The sequence below is a fragment of the Actinomadura napierensis genome, assembly GCF_039529375.1.
Taxonomy (GTDB): domain Bacteria; phylum Actinomycetota; class Actinomycetes; order Streptosporangiales; family Streptosporangiaceae; genus Spirillospora; species Spirillospora napierensis.
In genome coordinates, this window is record NZ_BAAAMR010000007.1 from 36,300 (window position 1) to 63,070 (window position 26,771).

Sequence of the window (26,771 nt, forward strand, 5' to 3'; positions counted from 1 at the left end):
GGAGACGACGATGGAGTACGGAGTGGCACTGCCCACCATGGTCCAGGGAGTCCAGGGCCGTGACCTGCTGGACTGGGCGCACCGGGCCGAAGCGGCCGGGTTCGCCGACCTCGCGGTGCTCGACCGGCTAGTGTACGGCAACGACGAGCCGCTGGTCACCCTGGCCGCCGCCGCGGCCGTGACCGAACGGATCAGGTTGACGACGGGGATCCTCATCGCCCCGTACCGGAGCAACACCGCGCTGGTCGCCAAGCAGGCCGCGTCCGTCCACCACCTGTCGGACGGCCGGCTCACGCTCGGCGTCGCGGTGGGCGCGCGACCGGACGACTACGCCGCGTCCGGCGCCGAGTTCGGTGACCGGGGCCGCCGCCTCGACACGATGCTCGCCGAGATGCGCAAGATCTGGGCGGGCGGCGACATCGGCCCCGAGCCTCCCGGCGGCGATCCCGAGATCCTCGTCGGCGGCCGGGCCCCGGCCGCGCTGCGCCGGGTCGTCGCGCACGGTGACGGCTACTTCGCCGCCGCGGGCCCGCCGCAGACGTTCGCCGAACGGGCGGCCGACGTCCGCCGGCGCTGGCAGGAGGCCGGACGTCCCGGAAGCCCCCGCGTGGTCGCGCAGGCGTACTACGCCCTCGGCCCGGACGCGGACGCCGCCGTCCGCGGGCACCTCGGCGACTACTACTCCTTCGCCGGGAGGCTCGCCGAAATGATGATCAAGGGCGCGCCGACCACTCCGGACCGGCTGCGCGAGACCGCCCGCGCCTTCGCCGAGGCCGGATGCGACGAGCTCGTGCTGGTGCCCTGCTCGTCCGGGCCCGAGCAGCTGGACCTGCTGGCCGAGACGCTCGAGGAGGCCGCCTGATGTCCCGCAGAAGGACCGTCATCACCGGCATCGGCGTGGTCGCCCCCGGCGGGATCGGCACCGGCCCCTTCTGGGAGCTGGTCACCTCCGGGCGGACGGCGACGCGCCGGATCACCCAGTTCGACCCGTCCGAGCACCGCTGCCAGGTCGCCGCCGAGTGCGACTTCGATCCCGCCGCCGCGGGGCTCGCCCCGCAGGAGATCCGGCGCAACGACCGGTTCGTCCAGCTCGCCAAGGTGGCCGCGCGGGAGGCCGTGGACGACAGCGGCCTCCGCGTGGACGGGCGGCTCGCAGAGCGCACCGGCGTCGCCATGGGCAGCGCGGTCGCCGGGACGAAGAGCATGGAGGCCGAATACGTCGTGCTCAGCGACGGCGGCGCGCACTGGAAGGTCGATCCGGCCTACGTCAGCCCGCACATGTACGACTACTTCCTGCCCAGCTCGGTGGCCGCCGAAGTCGCGCTCACCACGGGGGCGCGCGGACCGGCCACGGTCGTCTCGACGGGCTGCACCTCCGGCATCGACTCGGTGGCGCACGCCGCCGACGTGATCCGGGACGGGGCGGCCGACGTGGTGGTCACCGGCGGCAGCGACGCCCCGATCTCGCCGATCACCGTGACCTGCTTCGACGTGATCAAGGCGCAGTCGGTCTACAACGACGATCCCGAACACGCCTGCCGGCCGTTCGACCGCACCCGCCGCGGCCTGATCCTCGGCGAGGGCTCCGCCGTGCTCGTGCTGGAGGAGTACGAGCACGCCCGGCGCCGCGGCGCGCGGATCTACGCCGAGCTCGCGGGCGCCGCGTCCCGGTGCAACGCCTTCCACATGACCGGGCTCAAACCGGACGGCCGGGAGATGGCCGAGGCGATCACCACCGCGCTCGGTGAGGCCCGGATGAACCCGGAGGACGTGGACTACGTGAACGCGCACGGCTCGGGCACCAAGCAGAACGACCGGCACGAGACCGCGGCCTTCAAGCGCGCCCTCGGCGATCGCGCCCGCGGCGTGCCGGTCAGCGGGATCAAGGCGGCGGTCGGCCACTCGCTCGGCGCGATCGGTTCCATCGAGATCGCCGCGTGCGCGCTGGCGATGGCGCACGGCGTGGTGCCGCCCACCGCCAACCTGCGCGAGTCCGACCCCGAGTGCGACCTGGACTACGTCCCGCTCGAAGCACGCGAGCACCGCGTGCGCGGGGCGCTGACCGTCGGCAGCGGATTCGGCGGGTTCCAGAGCGCGATGGTGTTCCGCGAACCGGAGCTCGCCTCGGAAGGGAGGACCGCATGAGCGGCCAGGCGGTGGTGACCGGCCTCGGCGTGACCGCCCCGAACGGGATCGGCGCCCACGAGTACTGGGAGGCCGTCCGGGACGGCCGGAGCGGCATCGGCCCGATCACCAGGTTCGACGCGTCCGGCTACCCGGTGGCGGTCGCGGGGGAGATCCCCGAGTGCCCGGCCGAACGGGAGCTGCCGGAGCGGCTCCTGCCGCAGAGCGACCGGGTGACCAGGCTCGCCCTCGTCGCCGCCGAGCAGGCGCTGCGGGACGCCGCGATCAAGGCCGGCGACCTGCCCGAATACCAGATGGGCGTCGTCACGGCGAGCACGTCGGGCGGCCTGGAGTTCGGGCAGCGGGAACTGCAGAAGCTGTGGGGGAGCGGCTGGCGCGACGTGAGCGCGTACATGTCCTTCGCCTGGTACTACGCGGTGCACACCGGCCAGATCTCCATCCACAACGGCATGCGGGGCCCCGGCGGCGTCCTGGCCTCCGAGCAGTCCGGCGGGCTGGACACCCTGGCGTTCGCCCGCCGGAAGATCCGCGCCGGCACGACGATGATGGTGGCCGGAGGCGTGGACGGCACGCTCTGCCCGTACGGGGTCGCGATCCAGAGCGCGAGCCGGGAGCTGAGCCCGCGCACCGATCCCGCGTCGGCCTACCTGCCGTTCGACGCCGACGCCGACGGCTGCGTCCCGGGCGAGGGCGGGGCCATTCTCATCGTCGAGGACCGCGCCGACGCCGAGGGCCGCGGCGTCCCGCAGATCTACGGCGCGGTCGCCGGGCACGGCGCGGCGTTCGACCCGGAACCCGGCTGCGCCGACGGCCTGCACCGCGCGGCGCGGACCGCGCTCGACGACGCCGGGCTGCCCCCCGCGGCGGTCGACGTGGTGTTCGCCGACGCGGCGGGCCGCCGCGACCTGGACGACGGCGAGGCGACCGCGCTGACCCGGCTGTTCGGGACGCGCGCCGTTCCGGTCACCGCACCCAAGTCGATGACGGGACGGCTGCTGTCCGGCGGCGCGGCGCTGGACCTGGCGACCGCGCTGCTGGCCCTGCGCGACGGGGTCATCCCGCCCACCGTCGGCACCCGCCCCGGCCGCGCCGACGACCGCCTCGACCTGGTCGTGGACGAGCCGCGGCCCGCCGAGATCCGCACGGCGCTCGTCCTGGCCCGCGGACGCGGCGGGTTCGCCTCGGCGGCCGTGCTCACCGCGCCGTAGCCGCCGCCTTCCAGCCGAGGAGTCCGCATGTCCGAGATCAGGCCGTACCGGGTCGCGATCCCCGAATCCGAGGTCGACGACCTGCGGCGCCGGCTGCGCGCCACCCGGTGGGCGCCCGACCCGCCCGGCACCGGCTGGTCGCGCGGCGTCCCCACCGCGTACCTGCGGCGGCTCGCCGACTACTGGGCCGGCGGGTACGACTGGCGGCGGCACGAGGCGGAACTGAACGCCCACCCGCAGTTCGTCACCGAGATCGACGGGACCCGCGTGCACTTCCTGCACGAACGCTCCGCGGACCCGGACGCCGTCCCGCTCGGCCTGCTGCACGGCTGGCCGGGTTCGGTCGTCGACTTCCACGCCGTGATCGGCTCCCTCAGGGACGCCTTCCACCTGGTGGTGCCCTCCCTGCCCGGCTTCGGGTTCTCCGGGCCGCCACCGGGGCCGGGCTGGACCGACGACCGGACCGCCCGGGCGCTGAACGAACTGATGCGCCGCCTCGGATACGCCGAGTACGGGGTGCACGGGGGCGACGTCGGGGCCTTCGTGGCCCCGCTGATGGGCCGGGACGCCCCGGACCGCGTCCGCGGCGTCCACGTCAACGCCCTGGTCACGGTGCCCGGCGACGACGAGGACATCGACGCGCTGGACGACGCCGACCGCAAGAGGCTCGAGGCGCTGCAACGGTGGCAGCAGAACGAGGGCGCCTACCTCCGCGTCCAGGGCACCAGCCCGCAGACGCTCGCCCACGCCCACCACGACTCGCCCGCCGGGCTGCTCGCCTGGTTCGCCGAGCGGTACCGCGACCTGACCGGGACCGCCGACCTGCCCGACGACGCCGTCGGCAGGGACACCGTCCTGACCGACGTCAGCGTCTACTGGTTCACCGGCACGGCGGGCTCGGCGGCGCACAGCTACTACGAGCGCTTCCACGACCCGGCGCAGCGGGAGCGGAACGGCCGCTCCCCGGTGCCCACGGCGGTGGCCGTCTTCCCCACCGACCACGCCATCCGGCCGTTCGCCGAGCGCGCGAACACGATCGTCCGGTGGACGGAGTTCGAGCGGGGCGGCCACTTCCCCGCGCTGGAGGCCCCGGACCTGCTGGCCGCCGACCTCCGCGCGTTCTTCCTCGAGCAGATCTTCAGGAGACCACGATGACCGAGCCGCACCTGCAACGGCTGGCCGACGGCGTGCACGCCTACGTGCAACCGGACGGCGGATGGTGCCTGAACAACGCCGGCGTCATCGCGTCCGGCGGCACCACGATCGTGGTGGACACCGCCGCGACCATGAAGCGCGCGCTGGCGCTGCGGGACGCGGTGCGCGAGGTGGCGCCCGCGCCGCCGCGCCTCGTTGTGAACACGCACTTCCACGGCGACCACACGTTCGGCAACTGCGTCTTCACGCCCGAGGCCGTGGTGGTGGCGCACGAGGGGACGCGCGAGGAGGCGATCCTCGCGGACCTGCACCTGACCGGCCTCTGGCCGGACGTCGAGTGGGGCGACATCCGGCTCGCGCCGCCGGCGCTCACCTACGAGCGGCGGATGACGCTGCACGCCGGGGACCTGAACGCCGACCTGTTCCGGCTCGGCCCCGCGCACACCCGCGACGACACCGTCGTGTGGCTGCCGGACCAGCGGATCCTGTTCGCCGGAGACCTCGTCATGTCCGGGGTCACGCCGTTCTGCATGATGGGCTCGGTCGAGGGATCGCTCCGCGCCATCGAGCGGCTGCGCGACCTGGACCCGGCCGTCATCGTCCCCGGCCACGGGCCGGTCGGCGGACCCGAGCTGCTGGACGAGGCGGAGCGCTACCTGCACTGGGTGCGCGACGAGGCCAGGCAGGGGCTCGCCGAAGGGCTGGACCCCCTGGAGATCGCCCACCGCGCCGAGCCGGACGGGCGGCTCCTCGACCCCGAACGCCTCGTCCCGAACCTGCGGCGCGCCTGCGCCGAGCAGCGCGGCGCCCCGCCCGGCGAACGCATGGACGTCGCCGCGATGTTCGGCGAAATGATCACCTACCACGGCGGCCCGCTGCCCTGCCGCGCCTGATCCGGAGGAGACCGTGCGCAAGATCCTTATCGCGAACCGGGGCGAGATCGCGGTCCGCGTCGTGCGGGCCTGCCGCGACGCCGGGCTGGCCAGCGTGGCGGTGTACGCCGATCCGGACGTGGCCGCGCCGCACGCGCGGATGGCCGACGAGGCGTACGCGCTCGGCGGCACCACCCCGGCGGACACCTACCTGGACATCGGCAAGCTGCTCAAGGCCGCGGCGGACGCCGGCGCCGACGCGGTGCACCCCGGATACGGGTTCCTGTCCGAGAGCGCCGAGTTCGCCCAGGCGGTCGTCGACGAGGGCCTGGTGTGGATCGGCCCGCCCCCGTCCGCCATCGAACTGCTCGGCGACAAGGTGCGGGCCCGCCACGTCGCCCGCGACCAGGGCGCCCCGCTGGCCCCCGGCACCGCCGGGCCCGTGTCCGGGGCCGATGAGGCCGTGGCGTTCGGACGCGAGCACGGCCTCCCCGTGGCGATCAAGGCCGCGTTCGGCGGCGGCGGCCGGGGCCTCAAGGTGGCCCGGTCGCTGGAGGAGATCCCCGAGCGGTTCGAGTCCGCCGTCCGGGAGGCCGAGGCGGCGTTCGGGCGCGGCGAATGCTTCGTCGAGCGCTACCTCGACCGCCCCAGGCACGTCGAGACGCAATGCCTGGCGGACCGGCATGGCGACGTCGTCGTGGTGTCCACCCGCGACTGCACCCTGCAGCGCCGCCACCAGAAACTCGTCGAGGAGGCCCCCGCGCCGTTCCTCACCGAAGACCAGCGGCGGACCCTGTACGAATCGTCCAAGAAGATCCTCCGGGCCGCCGGGTACGTGGGCGCGGGCACCTGCGAGTTCCTGATCGCCGCCGACGGCACGGTGTCGTTCCTGGAGGTCAACACCCGGCTGCAGGTCGAGCACCCGGTCACCGAGGAGGTGACCGGCATCGACCTGGTCAGGGAGATGTTCCGCATCGCCGACGGAGAACCCCTCGGCTATGGCGACCCCGACCCGCGCGGCCACGCGATCGAGTTCCGGATCAACGCCGAGGACCCGGGCCGCACCTTCCTGCCCTCCACCGGGACGCTCACGACCTGGCGTCCCCCCTCCGGCCCGGGCGTGCGCCTGGACGGCGGCTACACCGAGGGCCAGGAGGTCCCGGGCCAGTTCGACTCCCTGCTCGCCAAGCTCGTGATCACCGGTGCGACCCGCGGGATCGCCCTGCAGCGGGCCCGCCGCGCCCTGGAGGAGTTCGAGGTCGAAGGGGTCCCGACCGTCCTGCCCTTCCACCGCGCGGTCGTCAGGGAGCGGGCCTTCACCCACGAGCCCTTCGACGTCCACACCGCCTGGATCGAGTCCGACCTCGCGCCCTCGGTCCCGCCCCACCCGGACGCCGCGGCCGACACCGTCCCGGCCGACCGCAGGACCGTCACCGTCGAGGTGGACGGCAAGCGCGTCGAGGTCGTCCTGCATTCGTCCACCGAATCCGCCCAGGCGCCTCCTCAACATTCCAGGCCGCGCAGGGCCAAGGCCAAAGCCAAAGCCGCGGAGAACGACGGCGCCGCCCTCGTCTGCCCCCTGCAATCCACCATTGTGAAAGTCCTCGCCGAAGAGGGCGACACGGTCGCGGCCGGCGACGTCATCGTCGTGGTGGAGGCGATGAAGATGGAACAACCTCTCGTCGCCCACAAACCCGGCACCATCTCCGCCCTCGACGCCCGGCCCGGCCGGCCGGTGACCACCGGCACCCAGATCTGCCTGATCCGATGACGGAACCCGCCGGATCATCCAGTTACCGCACGTTAGATTGCGACCTTTCGGCTGTGGATAGCCGCTCCGAGCATGGGGCCGGAACCACCATCCTCGCGTCTTGACGTGCTGAGCTGCGAGGACACCGAATGGAGCCGCAGTTCGACTTCAAGGGCGAGGCCTGCTCACCTGGGAAGAGATCAACAGCACTGCACCGGCGAAGGAGGTGGACGCGATGGAGAGCAAGGCCAAGCAGATCCTCGCCCGGCTCGGTGGGTCTACACCACCGCTTACAACTGGCCGCTCCGCCAGGGAACAGGCTTGTAGCTCGCGCGGACGGGCGCCGGTGAGAGCTTTGATTACCGAAAGTCATTGTATGTGCGCTGTAAGTGCTCATAACTTGGCGGCATGCCCATCCCCACTGAACCCATCGGCAGCATCCCCCGCCCCGCCGAGCTGTCGGCCGTCTCCCCGTCGGAGATGTCTGCCGCTACCGACCGTGCCGTCCGCGACACCGTCCAGCGCCTGGAGGAACTGGGGTCGCCGGTGGTGTCCGACGGCGAGCAGTCCAAGCCGAGCTTCGTCACCTACGCAGTCGCGGGACTGCCGGCCTTGGAACCCGACGGTGCGGTGATCCCGTTCGCCGACGGGCACCAGCGGCAGCTGCCGCGGCTGACCGAAGGGCCGTTCCGCTACACCCACCGCGCCGGGGAGTACCTGCGGGCAGCTCAGCGCCACGCGAGCGTGCCCGTCAAGCAGGCAGTGATCGCCCCGTCGATGCTGAGCCTGCTGTATCCGTCCGGCGGCATCGACGGATACCCGCGCCAGGCGTTCCTCGACGACCTGGTCAACGAGGCCGAAACCGACATCCGCTCCTGCCTGGACGCCGGCGCGCACGTCGTGCAACTGGACTTCACCGAAGCGCGGCTGGCGCTCAAGCTGGACCCCTCGGGCGGCCTGCTGGGGGATCTCATCGCGCTCAACAACCAGGTACTGGACCGCTTCTCCAGCCAGGAGCGCGCCCGGATCGGCGTGCACACCTGCCCGGGCGCGGACCAGGACTCCACGCACAGCCTCGACGTCGACTACGCCGCGCTGCTGCCCCGGCTGTTCCAGCTCAACGCCGGCGTCTTCTACCTCCAGATGGCAAGTGAGAGCGACCCTGCCCGGGCCCTGCGCATCGTCGCCGAGCACCTCCCTGCCGATGCCCGTGCCTTCATCGGCGTCATCGACCCCATCGACCCCGCCATCGAGACACCCGAGCAGGTCCGCGACCGGGTCCTGACCGCCGCGCGGTACATTCCCGCAGACCGTCTCGGCACCTGCGACGACTGCGGCTTCGCGCCCTTCGCCGACGACACCTCCACATCGCGGGAGACCGCCTTCGCCAAGATCGCCGCCCGCGTCCAAGGCACGGCACTGGCCGCCGAGCAACTGGGACTGTAAGCCGCCCCGCCGTGGCCGGCAGGCCCGCCGTGGAGCATCCAAGCCGGGCGAGCGGGAAGCGCGGCTCTATCCGGTCTCCCCGGCGTTGTCCTCGCAGCTCAGCAGGTCAAGACGCGAGGATGGTGGTTCCGGCCCCATGCACGGAGCAGCCATCCACAGCCGAAAGCCCACAACCTGCCCGGGTGCGATGCTCCCATCCCGGCGTATTCCGGCAGAACCCCAAGTAGGCAGCCAGCAGAGGCGTCTAGTCCTCATCTCCCAGGCGCCGCCGCGACCGCCGCGAAGGATCGTGCCGACGGTGCCGGTTCGACCGTCGTGACGTCTTGCCTGCGCTCCGATCGTCCCGGTGGCCGAGCAGCGACACCCCGACAACGGGTCAAGGATGGCTTGGAGCCCGCGGCCACCCGGTGAGGCGCAGCCGCCGGGAAGACACGAAGGCCCGGACCGATCGCTCGGGCCGGGCCCTCATGGTGCCGGGAGGTCAGCTGCAGTGCGTCCAGCCGCTGTACCACCACTGGTTGTTGGTGCCGCCGCCCCACTGGACGCACTTGCCGGCGGCGGGCGCGGAGACGGGACCGGCGTAGTAGGCGTAGTCGTCGACGTCGCTGATGGGGTTGCTTCCCTGGACGTACAGGTAGGCGCCCGTGCGTGTCTTGGTGCCCACCGAGGTGGTCTTCACCGTCACCACGCAGTTGCGGCCGGATGAGCTGTTCCAGAGCAGGTAGGCGGTCGAGCCGGTCAGCGCCTTGTGGTCGATGACCGAGTAGCCCGAGCCGCAGACGGCGGCCGGTGAGGTCGCGGCCGATGCGGGGGCGGCCAGGGCGACGCCGGTGGCGCCGGCCGCGGCGACGGAGGCGGCGAGGGCGAGTGTTGCCTTGCGCTTCACGCTGATCTCCTTCCGCTCCGGCCAATACCGGAGCAGTGAAGATCGTCTTTTGTGGACGCCGACGCCGGGGCGAACTCCGGGTGATCACTAGATGATCATTTGAGGACGCGCCGACCCGTCATAGACCCCAGTTCAGGGCCGCGGCGGCTCCCAGATGCACACGGTCGATCAGGTGGCTCCACGAGTGTCGAAAAACGATCCACGTCTGGATCCGTGCCGTCGATTTTCGGAGGGGGCGCGAGGACGCCGGGCCAGTCGATGCCCGAGTCCCAGCCGACCGCGTTACGGCCTCGCGCATGGAGGCGGAGGCGGTAGGTGCCGGCCGGGGCCAAACGCGGTGAGATCAGCGTCGGCCGGCTCGGGCCACGTGCACGGCAAACGCCCACGTTCAGCGCGGCGACCAGCAAAGGCACGATGACCTGGCCGAGGAGTGCCGTCAGGGGGACAGTTCACCGGGCTAGGGTCCGGGGCGAGTCCGCTAGCGCCGCGGTGCTGGTCCGCTCTGCTGACGCTTCAGTGTGGTCACTACTTCTTCGTCAAGTCGCAGGTGAAGTAGAGCGCGAACAGGTCGTCCTCGTCGGCGGTGCGGGCGTCGGCCATCACGGTGAACTTCGCCCGGGGGATCTCGCGGGGCAGCGGGTCGAAGGAGACCACCAGTTCGACCCAGCCGGCCGGGATGGCGCCGGTGTCGTCCAGGCCGGTGGTCAGCGACACCTGCGAGCCGTTCCGGATCTCCTGGAGCAGGTCGAAGGTCTTGCTGAGCAGCTTGATGAGCCCGAGCTTGGCCTCGAGGAGCACGGTGGCGCCTTCGGCGATCGCCTGGCCGGTGGTCCCGGTGATGGTGATGGTCAGCGCGCTGCCGGGGTTGGGCTCGGACGGCGCGAACACCACGTCGTCGATGGCGAGCACGTCGTCGGGCGTGCCCCGGTTCTCCCACGTCAATGAAGTCATACAGTGACCGTAGAAACACCGTCCGCTTTCAGGTAGAGGGCTGGAAGAGACGGAACAGTGGCCGTGACCTCACGCCCAGGAGGCGTTCCAGAGCGCCTTGCCTGGCCGCGCCGTGGTCAGCACGCTGCCCCCGCCTGCGCAGGAGGATCGGCCCGGATCTTGGCGGTAGCCCGGCTGGGTTGACGACGGTCCGGTGACGGCGGGTCTGGCGTGGTCGGTGGGGCTACACATTCCCGAGAGTTCCGCGCCCTGCTACCCCGACATCGTGTTCGGGGTGTTGTTCGCGATCTGCGGCTACCAGTTCTCCCCGCGCTCCGCCGACCTGGGTGAGACCCGGCTGTGGTGCACCAACACCCGCGGCACCTACGGACCCCTGGGTCACATGTCCTGGCACAACGTCCGGCTGGACCGCATCCGCGCGCACTGGGACGACATGCTGCGCGTCGCCGGGTCGCTGACCACCGGCGCCGTCCTGGCGACGACCTGATCCGGATGCTGTCACGCGAGGGCCGCCCCACCGGGCTGGGCGACGCGTTCGCCCACTACGGCCGCATCTTAAAACCCTGCACCTGCTGCAGTTCATCTCCGACGACGGCTACCGCAGCCAGCGCTACCGCGAGGGCATGGAGCACCAGATCGGCTCCCTCGGCCTGACGCTCAACGCCGTGGTGTGGTGGAACAGCCTGTATCTGGACGCCGCGGTCAAACAGCTCCGCGCCGACAGATTCCCCGCCACCGATGAGATGTGCGCCCGGCTCTCACCGATCTGCTGTGACCACAGCAACTTCCTGGGCCGCTACGCCTTCACCCGCGCCGAACTCGACGTCGGTCTTCGCCCCTTCCACGACCCGGCTCAGGAGTCGTAGCGGGGAGCCAAGATAACCGAAAGGGGCAACGCTCCGTTTATGGTGCGTGGAGGGTGTGTGACATCGATCGAGCGCACTGCCCATCAGTTCATGCGGTGGCTTGGGCGAGGAGTTGACGGAGGTCGTTGTGCATGCGCATTGTGCATCCCTTCGTACAACGCGCGCAGGCGCGCGCCAGAGCATGCACATCCCCTGTGAAAGAGCTATACGTGACGGTCGATCTTGACTCACCCGCCGAGGGGCCACGGAGGCCGGGCAGCCTCAGATAACCTCAGCCGACTGGGCCATCTAGCCATCGGCCGTCCCGCATGACCGTGCGCCCAACGAATTCGTGAAGGCCGTTCCAGACCTGGATGCGCCTGGGTTGCAGGCGTAGGTAGACGAACGTGCCCTCTGGAGAGGTGCGGGGGTCTGTGGAGACTTTGGCGTAGCGCTCGGCGATGTCAGCGTCGATGTCGGGGACGTCCACAAGCGACGCACTGGTGTCGATCATGATGACGTTGGCGGTGTCGCCGAGAGCGACCCGCGCTTGTGGGTGGGCTTTGATGTTGGCGACAGTGCGGCTCTTAACAAAGGTCGCGGTATACAGGGCCGAGCCGTCCCAGGCATAGGCCACGGGGATCAGATGCGCACCATGGCCGTCGCTGCCGGTGGCCAGCCACATCTGGAAGCCGGTTTCGAGCCGGTCTCGAGCATAGGCCCGCCGCTTGGCCAGGCTACGCGGGACCGGGATTGAGGCGAGTTCTTCGTCGGCGTACACGACGATCCTCCTTCACGTGGGCGCATTCTCCGCCCCCTGGTGGGGGGCTGCACCTTCTAGACGAACGGCGCTGCGCGCGCTTCGACACATCGCCGGACCAGTCGTCAGCGGGGGCTGCGAACGGCTCGTTTTGCCCGACGTCAGAACCATGCACGTCCGGCTCCTGACCGGCAGAGACGACGGCCTGTCGCCGTCCCCCTCCAGCATTTCGGCCGCCGCCGCAGTGGGTCACCCGGTTCAGGCCCGGGGTCTTGTCCTACTTCCCGGCGGACCTGTTCGCAGTGGTCAAGCGGACGTTCGAAGTCCGGCCGCCTCCAGCCGCGTCGGAGGCGCTGAGAACCTGACGGGCCGCCTCGGCGTCGCTTGCCTTCCCGCGTGCCAGGGGGAGAACCTATGCGCCGAGGCCGGACGACGAATAGCGCCCGGCGGTCGCTGCCGCCGAAGGGAGGGCGTTCACCAGCTTGCGGCGGCCCCGCCGCCGGTAGACGCCCTGCAGACCGGCCTGGCGCATCAGCTGTTCCATCAGCTTGCGGTTCACCCGATCGCCCAGCCCCAGGGCAACTCGGCGTTCACCCGCGGCGAGCCCATAACTACCGCGCGATTCGCCGCGTATTTGGCGGACCGTTTTCGTCAGCTCCTTGTTGCGCAGCGCACGCGGCAATTCGGGCCGCCCGAACCAGGCGTAGTATCCCGCGGTGGAGACGTTCAATACTCGGCAGTCCGCCGCGACCAGGATCGAGTCGGCGGCGAGTTCACGGACCAGCGAGTAGATTACTCGGGGGAGGTCGTTCTCTCTGACGAAGCAGGCGGCGGCCCGCTTGAGGATCCCGGTCTCGGTCTTCAACTGCCGGTTACGACGCCGAAGTTCGGCCAGTTCCTTCTTCTCCAGACTCGTCAGTCGATCGGACTCGCCGCCCTTAACGTCATCAGCGTCGGCCAGGTTATCCAGTTCCGCAGACAGGAGCGGGGCAAAAGGGTGGCTCCAGAATCTTGTCAATCTGTTTAGGGGAAGGTTCGGGGTAGTCCGAAGCGCGTCATGACGTTGGTGTTGAAGCAGGTGATGGCGGTGATGTGGTCGCCGGCGGTGCTGATGACCAGGAGGGCGTAGGCGCGGTAGACACTGGCGTGGGGGGCTGCCAAGTACAAGCCGACGGCGGGCTGGCCGTTGGCGCGGGTGGGTACCACGCGGTAGGTGCGGCCGGGGCGGAAGCTGACGGCGGCGAAGATGCGCTGGGCTGATTCGATACCGCGGTATTCCAGCATGGCCGGGGGCATGGAGAGTCTCACATCGGTGACGAGCAGTCCGATCAGGGCGTCCAGGTCGGCGCGTTCCAGGGCGTCGGTGAGCCGGGCGACGAGCCGGTGTTCGGCGGCGGTGTCGGGTTGGCGTACAGGCCTGCGGCTGCCGGTGCCGCCGCTGCCGCTGCCGCCGGAGTCGACGAGGTGGTTGTCGACGGTGGCGCGGGCGCGCTTGAGGGCGCTTTGAACCGATTCCTGGGTGGTGCCGAGCATCTGGGCGACTTCGGCGGCGCGGTAGCCCAGGACGTCGCGGAGGACGAGCGCGGCGCGTTGCCGTGGGGGCAGCAGTTGCAGGGCGGTGATGAAGGCCAGGGAGATGGCCTCGGTGGTCTCGTAGCGGGCCTGCGGTCCGGGGCGCTGGTCGACGAGGTGGTCGAGCAGGACGTCGGGGTAGGGTTCCAGCCAGGGCGGGGTGTCGCCGGCGCCGGTGGGTTCGGGCAGGGCGGCCTCGGGCAGCGGGGGAGCGGCGCGGGGGCGGCGGCTGCCGGCGCGCAGCATGCTCAGGCACCGATTGGTCGCGATCTGGTAGAGCCAGGTCCGGAGCGAGGACCGCTGGCCGAACTCGCCGAGGTTACGCCAGGCGGACACGAGGGTCTCCTGGAGCGCGTCCTCGGCGTCCTGCAGGGATCCCAGGATGCGGTAGCAGTGCACCTGCAACTCGTGGAAGTGGCTCTGGACCAGGTCGCGGAACGCGTCGTGGTCGCCGGCCCGAGCCCGGGCGATCAGATCCGTAGTGTCCATCTCCATCGGCATGCATCCTCGCTCTTCTTCTTTCCGCAGGGCGCGTTCGGCTCGTCTGAAAGTACTGACGCCGCCGGCACCGCGAATTGGGCGGTATCTGCACGCCCAATTCGCGGACGTGCTGGCGTCTACCCGGTTGGAGGCGGTCCCAGTTCGGGGCGCGCCCCGGCTACAGAACGGGACCACAGATCATGGCCAGGTACGTCTTCTCCTTCCGTGTGCCCTCCGACTACGCGCCCCACGCCGGGACGGCGGCCGAGTGGCAAGCCTGGTTCGGCGGCCTGGGCTCGGCCCTGGTGGACGTCGGCGACGCGGTGACCGGTTACGCCTCGCTTGGCGAGGTCGGCGGCAGCGGCTCCCGGATGGTCGCCTACTCGGTGGTGTCCGCCGAGGACATGGACTCCGCGCTGGCGCTGGCCAAGGACTGCCCGGTGATGCGGGTCGGCGGTGGGGTCGAGGTCGGCCCCGTGATGGAGGCCGCCGGGTCGTGAGCGACGCCATGACCGCATCGACGGCGCCGCCGCAGGGGTCGTTCCTGGCGACCGGGCGCGGCAAGGTCACGCTGGCGCTGCTGTGCGCGGTGACCTTCCTGGACGTCATGGATGGCGCGGTTGTGAACGTCGCGCTGCCGACCATCCGTACGCATCTAGACCAGTGACAGCCGATAACATTGTCAAAGGAGCAAGAAAATGGGAAAGATCGTCATTAGTTCGAATGTCACACTCGATGGAGTGGTCCAGGACCCGGACGGCGAGGAAGGCTTCGAGCGGGGCGGCTGGTTCCACCAGTTCGTGGGGAGCAAGGACCTCGAAGACTGGCAGGCCCGCGAGACGGAGGAAGCGCTGGGTGCCGAGGTGCTACTGCTGGGCAGGCGGAGCAGTGAGTGGTTCGCGTCCCGGATGCTATCGCGCGATGGCGCGGAAGTCCGCGTAAGCCGCAAGTGGGCGGACAGAATGAACAGCATCCCCAAGTACGTCGTGTCGTCGACTCTCAAAGATCCTCAGTGGAGCAACGTCACGGTCCTCAACGGTGATGCGGTAAAGGAGATTTCGGAGCTGAAGCGGAAAGTGGACGGGGAAATCCTGGTCTACGGCAGCTATCAGCTCGTGCGCATACTGATAGAACAGAACCTGGCCGATGAACTGCGGCTGGTAGTTTTCCCGGTCGTGCTTGGAGCTGGCCCGCGTATCTTCAACGAGGCCAGCGACAAGAAGCCGCTGCACCTGGTCAACACACAAAAGATGGGCGACGGCCTGGCGTTCTACACCTACGAATTCGTGCAAGGTCAACGGCTGTAGACGGTGACGAAGTCGCGTTCGTCGGTGTTGAAGCAGCGTCCCCCTGACCTGCGGTTCGAGGTCACCGACATCTGACCGGCCGCCGGGCCGCCGAGGTACTGACCTTCCGCGACGGCTTGGTCGTCTCCAGTATGGGCACCTACGCAGCCTAGGACGATGCGATGATCCCCTCCCTCGCCTTCCTAGGCGTCTCCGCCCTGGTCATCGCGGCGCCCGGGCCGGACACCGCCGTGACCGTCAGCGCCCCTATGCCCAGGCACAGAAGATCAGTCGATCATGGTCGATGGGAGTTGATCGGGGAGCGTCTCACCTGCGAAAGCACCCCCGGGGAGCCGCTGGGGGAGTCCACCTACGGTGGCTCCCCCAGCGGCTCCCCCAGCGGCTCCCCGCAAGGTTGTAGGTGCCCAACGACGAACAAGATCATATTCGGCGCCGGAGGCCGCTGCAGCGTCAGTCGCCCTCGGTTCGCGTCGATGGAGTGGACTGCCGGACAAGGCCGCCTCTCACCTGGATGAACGCGGATGCCGACGGGCGGATCCCAGCAGCTCGACACCCTGCGGGTTAAAAGTCCGGAGCCCTCGTGTCAGGGCCGCACTATCAGGGGCACTCTGTGTCGACCTGTCCATATGAAGCCCGATCCTCGTGCCGTCCCCTGCCGCCGCGTGCCGATACGTTTCGGAACCGCCGAGCCGACAACGAGCCGACACGGGCTGCTGGCGATCTTGTGGCTTCTTCCCCTGCCGCAGAGATGCCGCCGCGCTGTCGGTGCTGTCGTTCGTGCCCGACCTCGTCGTCCCGGCGGCGCCCTCGACCAGGACCCTCCTCGTGCTTTCCTGCCTCTCGGCCGGCGCGGAGACCGACTTGTCTGTTCCGGGCCGGCTCGGCGGTGCGGAGCCGGAATTGCGGGGGCGGCATGGTGGTACGACACACACCGGCGTGAAGTCCAGCGACTCGACTCCATGGAACAAAGGGCACATCACTCCGTGATCACCATCACCCCAGACAGATGAAAAAGGGTCAGAGGCCCGAGTGATACGCGTGCGCTCCTGAGCTGGCGCGTTGGCGTCAGGAACGAAGGGTGCGCAGGCCGGTGCGGATTTCGCTGACCAGGATATCGGGCTGTTCCAAGGCCGCGAAATGCCCGCCCTTGTCGGCCTCGCCGTAGTGGATCAGATTGCTGTAGGTGTCTTCGATCCAGCTTCGTGGCAGGCGTGGGATGTCCCTCGGGAAGACGGTCACCGCGACCGGAAGCGTCAGCTTCGGGCCGGCGAGAGTGGCCGATTTGTTCTCCCAGTAGATGCGGCCGGACGACGCTGCGCTGTTGGTGAACCAGTAGAGGGATATCGCGTCGAGCATGTCGTCGGTGCTGAGGGCGTCCTCGGCGAGCCCGTGGTTGTCGGTCTTGGACTGGAACTTCTCGTAGATCCAGGCTGCCTGACCAGCGGGAGAGTCCGCCAGGGCGAATCCGACGGTCTCCGGCTTCGTGCCCTGAAGGTGATTCGATCCACCGAGATCGCCGGTGTAGAGGGCGAGGGTCTCCATGGCGTAGCGCTGTTCGGGCGACAAGGTGTCGGGTATCTGTGCGGGAAAGGCGTACTGGGTGTTCAGATGAATTCCGAGAAGCCCCTCAGGTTGCATGGCCCCGAGGACGGTGGTGACGACGGCACCCCAATCGCCGCCTTGCGCGGCCCATCTCGTGTAGCCGAGGCGCTTCATCAGCTCCACCCACGCGCTTGCGATGCGCGATACGGTCCACCCGGTCTCCGTGGGCTTCTGGGAGAACCCGAACCCGGGGAGCGACGGGACGACGACGTCGAATGAATCGGCGGCGTCTCCTCCGAACGAAACCGGATCGGTCAGCGGGCCGATCAGCTTCAGGAACTCGACGATCGAGCCCGGCCATCCGTGCGTGAGTATCAGCGGCATCGCGTTGGGATTCTTGGACCTGACGTGGATGAAGTGGATGTCCAGCCCGTCAATCTCGGTCAGGAATTGGGGGAAGCGGTTGAGTTCGGACTCGAAGCGCCGCCAGTCGTAGCCGCGCTCCCAGTAGTCGATCAGAGACCTGGCGTTCTCTACGCGAACCCCTTGCGACCAGTCGCCCACCGTTTCCGGATCCGGCCATCGAGTTCTGGCCAGTCGCTGCTTCACGTCGTCGATCTCCGAATCCGAGATCGAGACGGTGAACGGGCGGACGAGAGCCGAGGTCGGTGGCGTCGATGCGGTCATCGCCTTGTTCTCCTGAGCTTCGAAGTACAGCGCAACTCTCTGTTGCACACTGGTGTGCAGTCTAGTTCACTGCACACCAGTGTGCAGTGTGATTCGTTGCACACTGGTGTGCAAAAATGATGTCGTGCCCATCGAGTCTTCCCGCGTGCGCTCGATGAACGAGACACGCGATCGCATCCTCGACGTCGCCCTCGACGTGCTGGGACAGAACCCCGACGCCGGAATGGGCGACATCGCCTCCGCTGCCGGCGTCGTCCGTCGCACCGTCTATGGCCATTTCCCCTCGCGCCTTGACCTGGTTCGGACACTCACCGAACGGGCCGTCACCGAGATGACAGCCGTGCTCACCGAAGTCAACGCCTCCGGCGCAGAAGCGGACGCGACGTGGGCCGAATTCATCGCACGCCTCTGGCCGGTGGCGCACCGGTACCGAGTGCTGTTGGCGCTGCGCCGTGGCGAGTACGGCGAGGCGATCCACGGCCTGCTCGGGCCAGTCGATGAGCTCCTCGCCGACCTCGTGAAACGGGGTCAGGACAGCGACGTGTTCGCACAGCACCTGCCGGCGGGCATTCTGAGCCAGGTCGCCTACGGCGCCGTGTTCGCCATCGCGGACAGCGACCTGTCGAACGGGACCCTCGGCGCCCGAGCAGCGACGATCACGAGCCTGCTGATGCTGGGAGTTCCCGAGACGCGCGCAATCGCTCTCGCAGGCGACCAGCCCTGACCCGCAGCACTCGAGCGGAGCCGCGGATCGTCCTGCTCCGGACACGACATCGTCACCGCACCCCGCCAAGAATCCAGTGAGAACAGTGTGATCGCGACGATCGGTGTCGAACCAGGTTCGGCTGTTGTTCTTGGACGGTCGAAGAACGCTTCGTGGCAACCGCACGTTGTGACATGCCTTGAGACGGCGCCAGGCTCCGATGAGCTGCGCGTTGTACATCTCGATCAGCATGCGACGGCGGAGCAGATCAGACGCGCGGCCGCCGCTAGAGAGATGAACCACTCCATACGCATCGATCGCGGCCTCGACGCTCGTCGGATCGAGTGCCTGGTCGGTCTCGGCGGCGTCGCTGCTGGTACGTCAACTGGACGGGACGAGGGTGCAGGTCACCGGTCCGGGCGGGCACTGCTCGCGGCGCTGCTGCACCGGTTGCCTCGCGGTGTACCGCGGCGGATGCGGCTCCCGGTGCGGCCGGACACGGCGCTGCGCTGGCACCGTGACCTCATTGCGGGCCGGCACGCCGCCCGCTCCAGACCCATGAGGCCGGGCCGCCTGCCGACCGTCCGGCTGCTGGTACTTCGCTTGGTGTGGGAGAACCCGGGCTGGGCTATCGGCGGGTGCACGGTGAGTTGCCGGTGCTCGGCGTCAAAGTAGCCGCCTCTACCGTCTGGAAGATCCTTAACGACGCCGGCATCGACCCGACGTCCGAGCGTTCCGCCACCACCCGGGTGGGTTCCTGCGGTCGCAGGCAGAGGCGCTGCTGGCGTGTGTGACTTCCTGGAGACCGTGACCCTCGTCGGCGCCCGCATGTAGGTGCTGGTGGTCATCGGGTCCCACACCCGCCGCATCCGGATTCTGGGAGCTACCGCCCATCCCGCCGCAGCGTGGGTGACCCAGGCGGCGCGGAACCCGGTCATGGATCTGGAGGACGTGGGCTGCCGGGCGCGGTTTGTGATCCGTGACAGGGACGGCACGTTCCCTGAGGCGTTCGACGCGGTCTTGGCCGATGCCGGCATCCGGGTGGTGCTGACCGGGGTGCGGGTGCAGACCTGCCGCCGTGAGCTGCTCGACCGGACGCTGATCTGGAAAGAACCAGCGGCACCTGTTCGACGCCCTCCGCGAGTTCGAGACCTTCTACAACGCACACCACCCGCACCAGGGCATCGCCAACGCGCACCCCTTGAAGCCGCTGCCTTCAGCGATCACCGAACCGAACAAGATCGCCCACCTGATGCCTCACCGTCAGGTCCTGGTTCGGAAGGTGCGGCGGTACACGGCGGGTGAGACGCCGACGATCGCTCGGAAGTGCTCGCGCAAGGAGGACGGGGCGCCGAATCCGCTGCTGTCGGCGATCTGATCGATCGGGAGATCGCTGCTCTCGAGCAGGTGCCGCGCTCTTTCCACCCGCTGCCTGATCAGCCATTGGCCCGGCGTCATGCCGACCTCCTCGCGGAACCGGCGGGTGAAGGTGCGCACGCTCGTCCGCGCATGATCGGCGAGTTCGGCCAGTGTCACCGGCCGGTCGATGTGCTCCAGCATCCAGGCCCGGGTGTCGGCGGTGGTCGCCTGCGACGGCTCGGGGGTGGGGCGATTGATGTACTGCGCTTGGCCGCCGTCGCGCCACGGAGGCACGACGCACCCGCGGGACACGCGATTGGCGACCTCGCTGCCGTGATCCCGCCGGACCAAATGCAGGCAGAGGTCGACTCCGGCGGCAGCGCCCGCAGAAGTGAGCACGTCGCCGTCGTCGACGAAGAGGACACCGGGATCGGTCCTCACGCGAGGGAACGTGCGCTGGAAGTGCTCCGCCTCCCGCCAGTGCGTGGTCGCCGGGCGGTCGTCCAGCAGGCCCGCGGCGGCCAGCACGTACGACGCCGTGCAGATCGACACGACGCGGGTACCCGGGCGGATACGGGACAACGCCTCGGCCACGGGCTCGGGTAGGCGGCCATGCTCGCGCACCGGCCCGAGGGCGGCGGACGGTGGGATCACCACGGTTTCGGCTTCGGCGAGGGCCCAGGCGTCGTGCTGGACGCCGACGGTGAATCCAGCGCTGCTGGTCACCGGCAGCCCATCGATGGTGCAGGTGGTCACCGCGTAGAGCCGCTCGCCATCGGCTCCGATGGCTTCGTCGAAGATTCTGGACGGAATGCCCAGCTCGAACGGAATGACACCGTCGAGCGCGAGGACGACGACCCTATGCATGGCCAGATCCTGGCACAGAGTGGCCTTCAGGCCAATGGTGACCGCTCGCCCTCGGTTGCAAGCTGGGCAACGGCCGCGCAAGCGGCCTGGCATAAGGGAGGAGCGTGGACGGCATGAGTGAGACCGCACAGCGGATGCGGGCGATCACCGTGGGGGCATGGGGTGGGCCGGAGCTGTTGCGGGAGACCGACCTCCCGCGGCCTGTTCCCGGCCCGTGCGAGATTCTGGTACGGGTCCACGCGGCGGGGGTCAACGCGACCGACTGGAAACAGCGGGCGACCGGCGGCCTCGGTCTGTGGGCGGATCCGCCTGCCGTCGGCTGGGACGTCTCGGGGACGGTCGAGTCCGTCGGCGTGGGGACAACGCTGTTCCTAGAGGGCGACGAAGTCTTCGGCATGCCGCGTTTCCCGCATCAGGCCGGGGCCTACGCCGAGTACGTGAGTGCTCCTGCGCGGCACTTCGTCCGCAAACCGGCCAACATCGATCACATCGAGGCGGCGGCCCTGCCACTGGTCTCACTGACGGCCTGGCAGGCGCTCATCGACACCGCGCACCTCGAGCCCGGGCAGCGGGTCCTGATCCACGCCGCCGCCGGTGGCTTCGGTCACATCGCCCTGCAGATCGCCAAGAGCCACCGTGCCCACGTGATCGGGACCGCACGCGGCGAGAAGCACGCCTTCCTCCGCGACCTGGGCGCCGACCAGCTCATCGACTACACCGCCATGGACTTCGCCGCCGCAGTCGGGGAAGTCGACGTCGTGCTCGACGCCGTCGGCGGCGACTACGGGCCCCGGTCCCTGAAAGTGCTGCGCGCCGGGGGAACATTGGTCTCCCTTGCCTCACCGGCCGATGACGCCCTCAGACCGCAGGCCGCTGACCGTGGAATCCGCGCCGGCTTCATGCTCGTCGAACCCGACCACGCCGCGCTGAGGGCCATCGCCGACCTGGCGGCCAGAGGGCGGCTCCGCCCCGCGATCGAGACCGTGCTGCCCCTCTCGGAGGCCGCCCAGGCGCACCGCCTGGGCGAAACCGGACGCACCAAGGGCAAGATCGTCCTCAGCGTTCTCGAATGAGCGCCGGCGGCGGCCCACCGGCACATTTCCCACCGCGGGCTTAATCTGTGGTCTCAAGTGCCCCCAGGTGACAGTGGCCTCGCCGGTGAGGCGGCGGCTCATGGCGACGTGGATCATGGCTTCGAATCGGGCCGGCAAGGTTGCGTAGTCGCAGGGCCAGGCGGCGGTGCATCGATGCAACTGGGGCCGGTGGACGGTGTCGCCGGCCAGCAGCGCGTACCCGATGGCACCCTCGAAAAGGTCTCGGTCATCTCACCGGTCCGGCCAAGCGAAGAGGGCGGGATCGCGACGGCCCGAGCGGGAGCGAGCTGAGGTTGGTCCTGGTGAGGTCCGGCTATTGGAGGAGGGCGAGTTGCCGGGACTGGGCGATCAGAGTGCCCTGGGAGTCCCAGATGTCGCAGTCTTCTTCGTGGAAGCCGCCGGTGAGGTGCCGGGTGCTGATCTGGCAGGCGAGCCAACCGGGGGCGGGCCGGTTGCGCAGGTGGATGGTCAGTTCAATGGTGGCGGAGGGGAGTTCCCCCAGTTCCATGACGGCCGGGTAGGCGGCGTCGGCGAGGAACGGCAGGCTCACCAGGTCGGGTTCACGGCCGTCGGCGAACCTCATCCAGAAGGTCATGCTGGGGTCGCCGCTGGGCTCGCCGCGCAGCCAGCCGGGCGGCTGGGTCACGCGGTATTCGACCCGGTCGGCGACGGTGATGCCGGGCAGGGCGACGTCGGCCAGCGGGTCAACGAGCTCGTCCGGCGCGGGCAGGTCGGGCATGGGCGCCAGCGACAGGGTGCGGCCGTTGGACTGGTCCAGGTCGGCGAATGTGGCGACGACGCGCAAGATCTCCTTGCCATCCTGGTGCATCCGGGCCTCGCTGGTGGACGTCCGGCGCCCCTGCCGGGCCGTCTCCACCTCGATCCGGGCTGTCCCAGGGGCCCCGGGCCGGAGAAAGAACGCCGAGGCCACCAGCGGATCGCCGAACTCGGAGTGCTGCTGCAGAGCCCGGACACCAACCGCCATCAGGTAGCCGCCGTTGGGGTTGCCACTGGCGGTGTTCCAGCGGTCGGTGAGCTGGGCGGCATAGACGCCGACGCCGGCCGAGACAAGCCGGGTGTCCCGATCGAAGAGGTGCTCCTCGGTGATCTGCTGCATGAGGCAAAAGCTACTGAACAGCCGAAAGCTTCCCCGACCGGGGGACAGGCAACGGGCCGTGCAGCCGCGCGGTGATCAGGGCGGTCATCCGGTCGTGACAGCGGCCCGGGCAGAACCTAACCGCCCGCGGGGCCACCAGGCCCCCAGGGGGGTGACCCTGGGCAACAGCGGCTGCCCTGGCGGCGTCGACGGCTTCGTCCTGGCTGAGCGGAGCGTCATCGACCGATCCGGTACGCCGCGACCATCTGGCGCGCACTGCGCTGATGCTGGAAGAGCTCGGCATCGGCCTGGTCGCCTACTCGCCACTGGCCCGCGGGTTCTTCAACGGCGCCGTCCAGCCCCGCGAGGCCCTGGTCGCTGAGTCCAAGGGTGCCACCCTCTCCCAGCTCGCGCTGGCCTGGCTGCTGGCCAAAGCCCTACATCGTCCCGATCCCGGGCTCCCGCAACACCGACCGCGTCGCCGACAACATCGCCGCCGCCCAGGTGAAGCTGACCGCCGAGGACCTGGCCGCCATCGCCGAGATCGACCCCGACGGAGGCCAGGGCGGGCGCCTGGACTGACCCACCCCGCACACTCGGACGAAGGGCCGCGCCGAGCACCAACGCTCCGCCCCTGGTGTGCCGATCTTGACGGGCACCCGTCGAGGAAGACGGCGGCTACCGGTTCGGGCTCGTGCTGGAAGCATGACCGCCCCCAGCAACGGATGGCCTCACTCGGGTGCGTTGTGGCCGCGGTCCGCCGCGCCGTAGCGCAACCCGTCGTACAGCACCGTCACGACCTGTAGTGCATCGTCCTTCCAGCCCTTGGCGCGCATTCCGCAGATGCCGCCGAGGGCGCGAAGGACGACGCGTCCCTTGACGTCATCGCGGACGAGGCCGGCCGCAACGCCTGCGGCGAGAAGTTCGTCGAGGGCGCGGGCCATCTCGTCGCGCGCGTCGTCGAAGACCGGCGAATCGGTCGCCATGATGCTCTCCAGCGCCTCGCCCATCCCTCTGCCCACTGCCGCGTGCTCCACGAGCAGCAGCAGGAAGGTGCGCAGTGCTTCGTCCGGGGCGTGTTGGGCGAGCAGCAGGGCGGGGGCCGCGCAGAGCTCGGCGACCTCCTGGCGGTACACCTCCGCGACGAGCGCTTCGCGTGTCTCGAAGTGGCGGTAGAGGGTGCCGACGGCCACGCCGGCCCGGCGGGCGATCTCCTCCACATGGGCGGCGTCACCGGCGAGGAACGCCTCCCGCGCTGCGACCACGAGTGCGTCGCGGTTGCGGCGGGCATCGGCGCGCAGCGGACGTGATGACGGCAACGGTCCTCCATAAGGTGAATCGGACTCCGGTTGTTGTACAGTTTCCGGAGCCAGGTTCACCTTACTGAGGGAGTACGCCATGACGCAGGATCACGACGGGCTCGCCGGCCTGCGGGTGCTGGTGACCGGCGGCAGCCGGGGACTCGGGGCGGCGACGGCCCGTCGTTTCGCCGCAGCCGGCGCCACCGTGCTGACGGCCTCGCGAACCGCTCCGCCGGAAGACCTGCCCGCCGCCTTCATTCCCGCCGACCTGGGATCGGAGGAGGGGGTGGCGGAACTCGGCCGCCGGGTGGTGGACGAGGTCGGAGGCGTCGACGTCCTGGTCAACAACGCAGCGGCCCCCGCGACCGGACCTATGCCGACCCTGGAGAGGTCGGACGCGATCTGGCTCGCCGACCTGGAGATGAACCTGCTCGGCGCGGTCCGCCTCGACCGGGCCCTGGTCCCCGGGATGGTCGAGCGCGGCTCCGGCGTCGTGGTGCACGTTTCCTCCATCTCCAGCCGCCTCCCGCAGCCTGCGGAGGCGTCGTACGACGCGTCGAAGGCGGCGCTCAACGCCTACAGCCGCGAGTTGGCGACGGAGGTGGGACGGCACGGCGTACGCGTGGTGTGCGTCCTGCCGGGCTTCATCTTCACCGAGGGGGCGGCCGCCCACCTTCAGCACATGGCCGACGGCCAGGGCATCGGAATCGACGCCGTCAAGCAGCAGATCGTGGACCAACTGAAGGTGCCGATGGGGCGCCCGGGCGAACCCGAGGACGTCGCCGAGATGATCGCGTTCCTCGCGTCCGACCGGGCCAAGTGGCTCACCGGCGCCCAGTTCCGGGTCGACGGCGGCATCATCCCCGTGGTCTGAGCCCCGCCCCGACACGCGATCCGAGGAGAGACATCATGACCTTCAGCCTGACGTCACTGATCGTGGACGCCGAGGACCTGGAGAGCGAGAGCGCATTCTGGCACCGGCTGCTCGGCGGCTCGATCACGAGGACGGCGACGCACCACTTCCTGCGGATCGACGGCTTTCCCGTGATCGTGATCCAGCACGCCCCGGGGCATGCACCGCCGCAATGGCCCGACGGCGCCTCCCAGCAGATGCACTTCGACCTCGCCACGGACGACGCGGTGACCGCAGACGAGCGCGTGCTCGACGCCGGCGGTAGACGGCTGCGACCGACCGGCGATGTCGTCGCCTCCGCTCGGCAGGGCGCCCGGGTGTACGCCAGCCCGGCCGGACATCCCTTCTGTCTCAGATGGGCTTGACCCTGCCAGGTGCGGCATGCGCCTGCAGCAGGCCGTCGACCCCGCGCAGGAAGGTTTCGCAGATCAGGTCCGGGTCGAAGAGGCAGCCGGCGGCCATGGCGCCGTCGCGCAGCATCACGAAGTGCCGGGCGGCGGGTTCGGCGGGCGTCTCCCCGACGCCTGCCAGCAGCTCGGTCACGGTGTCCAGGAACCATTGCCTGTGGACGATGACGGCCTGGTGCACCGGGTGATCGGGATCGGAGTATTCGGCGGCGGCGTTCAGGAACGCGCATCCTCGGAAGCCGGGGGATCGGATGCCCTGCGCGATGGACTCGCTGAGGGCCTGGACGGTGTCGGCCGCTGGTAGCCCGTGGGAGACGGCATCGTCCACCTGGGCGCGCGTGGCTTGATCGACCTCGGCCAGATAGGCCAGGACGAGGTCCTCCTTGCTGGAGAAGTGCCGGTAGAGAGTGGCCCGCGTGACCTGGGCTTCCGCGACGATCCGGTCGATCCCGACCGAGTGGATCCCCTCCGTGTAGAAGATCCGGGTCGCCGTGCCGAGCAGGCGGGAGCGCGCCTCGGAGGGCCGGCCTGCGGATTCTTGCCTCATGGGGGACATTCTAACGGGAGGTAGAACGTTCGGTCTTGACAATGCGCGGCGACATTGCGACTCTACTTAAGACAGAACGTTCGTTCTCCCTCGCTGATCGAAAGGGACCACTGTGAGCACCATCGCTTCACGCGACATCGCCGGGACCGCTTCCACCCTGCGGCGGCTGTACTTCGTCCGCTTCGGGTTCGCCATCGTCTGGGCCCTGGTGATGTTCACGACCGCCTCGAACCTGGGGCCGCTCGCGGTCACTCTCCTCGTGCTCTACCCGCTGTTCGACGTGGCCGCCGCCATCATCGACGCCCGCGCCTCGCGCACCACTGGATCGCTCACGCTGCTGTACGTGAACATCGCGGTCAGCCTGCTCACCGCCGCCGGCGTGGCGATCGCCTGCGCGTCGGGCATTCCGGCGGTCCTGCGGGTGTGGGGCGCTTGGGCGGTCGTGGCCGGGCTGGTCCAGTTGATCGTGGGTGTCACCCGGCGCAGCATGGGCGGCCAGTGGCCGATGATCGTCAGCGGTGCCATCTCCGTGCTCGCCGGCGGCTCGTTCATCATCGGCGCCTCCGCGGACGACCCGACACTGACCAACGCGGCCGGCTACGCCATCCCCGGCGGCATCTTCTTCCTGATCTCGGCCATCCGCCTCGACCGCGCCGCGAACGGTGCCGTCGCAGCGTCGGCAACCCCTGAACGGCCGATGATCTAGAACCGCTCCCGGGCGGCCGGCCATGACACCTGGAGACGGCCGGCGCCTCACGACCGACATCGAGAGGAAGGCCGACAGTTGATTTCGAGCAGCACCGTGGCACGCAGTCTCGCAGTCACTGCGCTGGTGGTCGCGGCGGCGCGAGTGCCCCTTCCCCAGGCCGACGCCGCAA

General features: G+C 69.7%; 28 protein-coding genes. 18 read left to right on the top strand and 10 right to left on the bottom strand.

Annotated elements, in window-relative coordinates; all coding sequences use genetic code 11:
* Positions 1–10 precede the first annotated feature (10 nt).
* From ABD296_RS06200 to ABD296_RS06230, 7 genes are all read left to right on the top strand, one after another.
* Complete coding sequence (locus tag ABD296_RS06200; RefSeq protein ID WP_344262407.1) at positions 11–862, top strand: LLM class flavin-dependent oxidoreductase; 852 nt, start codon at positions 11–13, stop codon at positions 860–862.
* Positions 862–2,145 carry a beta-ketoacyl-[acyl-carrier-protein] synthase family protein gene (locus ABD296_RS06205; RefSeq protein WP_344262409.1) on the top strand — a complete coding sequence of 428 codons (1,284 nt, stop codon included), beginning with the start codon at positions 862–864 and terminating at the stop codon, positions 2,143–2,145. The genes ABD296_RS06200 and ABD296_RS06205 overlap by 1 nt, the downstream gene beginning before the upstream one ends.
* The gene (locus ABD296_RS06210) at positions 2,142–3,353 is read left to right on the top strand and encodes a ketosynthase chain-length factor (RefSeq protein ID WP_344262411.1); all 1,212 of its coding nucleotides are present in this window, start codon (positions 2,142–2,144) and stop codon (positions 3,351–3,353) included. The genes ABD296_RS06205 and ABD296_RS06210 overlap by 4 nt, the downstream gene beginning before the upstream one ends.
* A gap of 27 nt (positions 3,354–3,380) precedes the next feature.
* The gene (locus ABD296_RS06215) at positions 3,381–4,508 is read left to right on the top strand and encodes an epoxide hydrolase family protein (RefSeq protein WP_344262413.1); all 1,128 of its coding nucleotides are present in this window, start codon (positions 3,381–3,383) and stop codon (positions 4,506–4,508) included.
* Positions 4,505–5,401, top strand: a complete 897-nt coding sequence (locus ABD296_RS06220; protein ID WP_344262415.1) for an MBL fold metallo-hydrolase — start codon at positions 4,505–4,507, stop codon at positions 5,399–5,401. The genes ABD296_RS06215 and ABD296_RS06220 overlap by 4 nt, the downstream gene beginning before the upstream one ends.
* A 13-nt stretch (positions 5,402–5,414) precedes the next feature.
* Complete coding sequence (locus tag ABD296_RS06225) at positions 5,415–7,151, top strand: acetyl/propionyl/methylcrotonyl-CoA carboxylase subunit alpha (RefSeq protein WP_344262417.1); 1,737 nt, start codon at positions 5,415–5,417, stop codon at positions 7,149–7,151.
* 387 nt (positions 7,152–7,538) lie between these two features.
* Positions 7,539–8,576, top strand: a complete 1,038-nt coding sequence (locus ABD296_RS06230) for a cobalamin-independent methionine synthase II family protein (RefSeq protein WP_344262419.1) — start codon at positions 7,539–7,541, stop codon at positions 8,574–8,576.
* Between the two features lie 481 nt (positions 8,577–9,057).
* On the opposite strand, the gene ABD296_RS06235 is transcribed toward ABD296_RS06230, so the two are convergent.
* The gene (locus tag ABD296_RS06235; RefSeq protein WP_344262421.1) at positions 9,058–9,462 is read right to left on the bottom strand and encodes a spore-associated protein A; all 405 of its coding nucleotides are present in this window, start codon (positions 9,460–9,462) and stop codon (positions 9,058–9,060) included.
* Positions 9,463–9,987: 525 nt separating this feature from the next.
* Positions 9,988–10,413: an ML domain-containing protein gene (locus ABD296_RS06240; RefSeq protein WP_344262423.1), complete on the bottom strand. Its 426-nt coding sequence runs from the start codon at positions 10,411–10,413 to the stop codon at positions 9,988–9,990.
* Between the two features lie 265 nt (positions 10,414–10,678).
* Between ABD296_RS06240 and ABD296_RS06245 the strand changes: the two genes are divergently transcribed.
* Both ABD296_RS06245 and ABD296_RS06250 read left to right on the top strand, forming a co-directional pair.
* On the top strand, positions 10,679–10,900 hold the full coding sequence (locus ABD296_RS06245; RefSeq protein WP_344262425.1) for a Tn3 family transposase: 222 nt from the start codon (positions 10,679–10,681) through the stop codon (positions 10,898–10,900).
* A 94-nt stretch (positions 10,901–10,994) separates the two neighbouring features.
* Positions 10,995–11,279, top strand: a complete 285-nt coding sequence (locus ABD296_RS06250; protein WP_344262641.1) for a Tn3 family transposase — start codon at positions 10,995–10,997, stop codon at positions 11,277–11,279.
* A 271-nt stretch (positions 11,280–11,550) separates the two neighbouring features.
* On the opposite strand, the gene ABD296_RS06255 is transcribed toward ABD296_RS06250, so the two are convergent.
* The 3 genes from ABD296_RS06255 to ABD296_RS06265 all read right to left on the bottom strand — a co-directional run bounded on the left by ABD296_RS06255 (position 11,551) and on the right by ABD296_RS06265 (position 14,085).
* Positions 11,551–12,039 (bottom strand): pyridoxamine 5'-phosphate oxidase family protein, encoded by a 489-nt coding sequence (locus ABD296_RS06255; protein ID WP_344262427.1) that lies wholly within the window; start codon positions 12,037–12,039, stop codon positions 11,551–11,553.
* A gap of 391 nt (positions 12,040–12,430) precedes the next feature.
* A complete protein-coding gene (locus tag ABD296_RS06260) occupies positions 12,431–13,036 on the bottom strand; it encodes a hypothetical protein (protein ID WP_344262429.1) in 606 nt (201 codons plus the stop codon).
* A 5-nt stretch (positions 13,037–13,041) separates the two neighbouring features.
* Entirely contained in the window at positions 13,042–14,085 is a 1,044-nt protein-coding gene (locus ABD296_RS06265) for an RNA polymerase subunit sigma-70 (RefSeq protein ID WP_344262431.1), read from the bottom strand.
* Positions 14,086–14,270: 185 nt separating this feature from the next.
* Between ABD296_RS06265 and ABD296_RS06270 the strand changes: the two genes are divergently transcribed.
* The 3 genes from ABD296_RS06270 to ABD296_RS06280 are packed head-to-tail and all read left to right on the top strand — an operon-like array spanning position 14,271 to position 15,377.
* Entirely contained in the window at positions 14,271–14,570 is a 300-nt protein-coding gene (locus ABD296_RS06270; RefSeq protein WP_344262433.1) for a hypothetical protein, read from the top strand.
* Positions 14,567–14,737: a hypothetical protein gene (locus tag ABD296_RS06275; RefSeq protein WP_344262435.1), complete on the top strand. Its 171-nt coding sequence runs from the start codon at positions 14,567–14,569 to the stop codon at positions 14,735–14,737. The genes ABD296_RS06270 and ABD296_RS06275 overlap by 4 nt, the downstream gene beginning before the upstream one ends.
* Positions 14,738–14,768: 31 nt before the next feature.
* The gene (locus ABD296_RS06280) at positions 14,769–15,377 is read left to right on the top strand and encodes a dihydrofolate reductase family protein (protein ID WP_344262437.1); all 609 of its coding nucleotides are present in this window, start codon (positions 14,769–14,771) and stop codon (positions 15,375–15,377) included.
* Positions 15,378–16,442: 1,065 nt separating this feature from the next.
* Here ABD296_RS06280 and ABD296_RS06285 read toward each other — a convergent pair.
* Positions 16,443–17,606: an epoxide hydrolase family protein gene (locus ABD296_RS06285; protein ID WP_344262439.1), complete on the bottom strand. Its 1,164-nt coding sequence runs from the start codon at positions 17,604–17,606 to the stop codon at positions 16,443–16,445.
* A gap of 124 nt (positions 17,607–17,730) precedes the next feature.
* On the opposite strand from ABD296_RS06285, the gene ABD296_RS06290 reads away from it, so the two are divergent.
* Complete coding sequence (locus tag ABD296_RS06290) at positions 17,731–18,330, top strand: TetR/AcrR family transcriptional regulator (RefSeq protein WP_344262441.1); 600 nt, start codon at positions 17,731–17,733, stop codon at positions 18,328–18,330.
* 1,242 nt (positions 18,331–19,572) lie between these two features.
* On the opposite strand, the gene ABD296_RS06295 is transcribed toward ABD296_RS06290, so the two are convergent.
* On the bottom strand, positions 19,573–20,535 hold the full coding sequence (locus tag ABD296_RS06295; RefSeq protein WP_344262443.1) for a GlxA family transcriptional regulator: 963 nt from the start codon (positions 20,533–20,535) through the stop codon (positions 19,573–19,575).
* Between the two features lie 113 nt (positions 20,536–20,648).
* On the opposite strand from ABD296_RS06295, the gene ABD296_RS06300 reads away from it, so the two are divergent.
* Positions 20,649–21,608 carry an NADP-dependent oxidoreductase gene (locus ABD296_RS06300; RefSeq protein ID WP_344262445.1) on the top strand — a complete coding sequence of 320 codons (960 nt, stop codon included), beginning with the start codon at positions 20,649–20,651 and terminating at the stop codon, positions 21,606–21,608.
* A gap of 334 nt (positions 21,609–21,942) precedes the next feature.
* Here ABD296_RS06300 and ABD296_RS06305 read toward each other — a convergent pair whose 3' ends face one another.
* Positions 21,943–22,746, bottom strand: coding sequence for a thioesterase family protein (locus tag ABD296_RS06305; protein ID WP_344262447.1), 804 nt, complete (start codon positions 22,744–22,746; stop codon positions 21,943–21,945).
* 369 nt (positions 22,747–23,115) lie between these two features.
* On the opposite strand from ABD296_RS06305, the gene ABD296_RS06310 reads away from it, so the two are divergent.
* Entirely contained in the window at positions 23,116–23,307 is a 192-nt protein-coding gene (locus ABD296_RS06310) for an aldo/keto reductase (protein ID WP_344262449.1), read from the top strand.
* Positions 23,308–23,456: 149 nt separating this feature from the next.
* Here the strand turns inward: ABD296_RS06310 and ABD296_RS06315 are convergent, their stop codons facing one another.
* Positions 23,457–24,044: a TetR/AcrR family transcriptional regulator gene (locus ABD296_RS06315; protein WP_344262451.1), complete on the bottom strand. Its 588-nt coding sequence runs from the start codon at positions 24,042–24,044 to the stop codon at positions 23,457–23,459.
* A 79-nt stretch (positions 24,045–24,123) separates the two neighbouring features.
* Between ABD296_RS06315 and ABD296_RS06320 the strand changes: the two genes are divergently transcribed.
* Together ABD296_RS06320 and ABD296_RS06325 are read left to right on the top strand one after the other, a co-directional pair.
* A complete protein-coding gene (locus ABD296_RS06320) occupies positions 24,124–24,900 on the top strand; it encodes an oxidoreductase (protein ID WP_344262453.1) in 777 nt (258 codons plus the stop codon).
* A 35-nt stretch (positions 24,901–24,935) separates the two neighbouring features.
* Complete coding sequence (locus ABD296_RS06325) at positions 24,936–25,304, top strand: VOC family protein (RefSeq protein ID WP_344262455.1); 369 nt, start codon at positions 24,936–24,938, stop codon at positions 25,302–25,304.
* On the opposite strand, the gene ABD296_RS06330 is transcribed toward ABD296_RS06325, so the two are convergent.
* Positions 25,291–25,893 carry a TetR/AcrR family transcriptional regulator gene (locus ABD296_RS06330; protein WP_344262457.1) on the bottom strand — a complete coding sequence of 201 codons (603 nt, stop codon included), beginning with the start codon at positions 25,891–25,893 and terminating at the stop codon, positions 25,291–25,293. The genes ABD296_RS06325 and ABD296_RS06330 overlap by 14 nt on opposite strands.
* A 112-nt stretch (positions 25,894–26,005) precedes the next feature.
* Between ABD296_RS06330 and ABD296_RS06335 the strand changes: the two genes are divergently transcribed.
* Complete coding sequence (locus tag ABD296_RS06335) at positions 26,006–26,599, top strand: hypothetical protein (protein WP_344262459.1); 594 nt, start codon at positions 26,006–26,008, stop codon at positions 26,597–26,599.
* Positions 26,600–26,771: the final 172 nt, after the last annotated feature.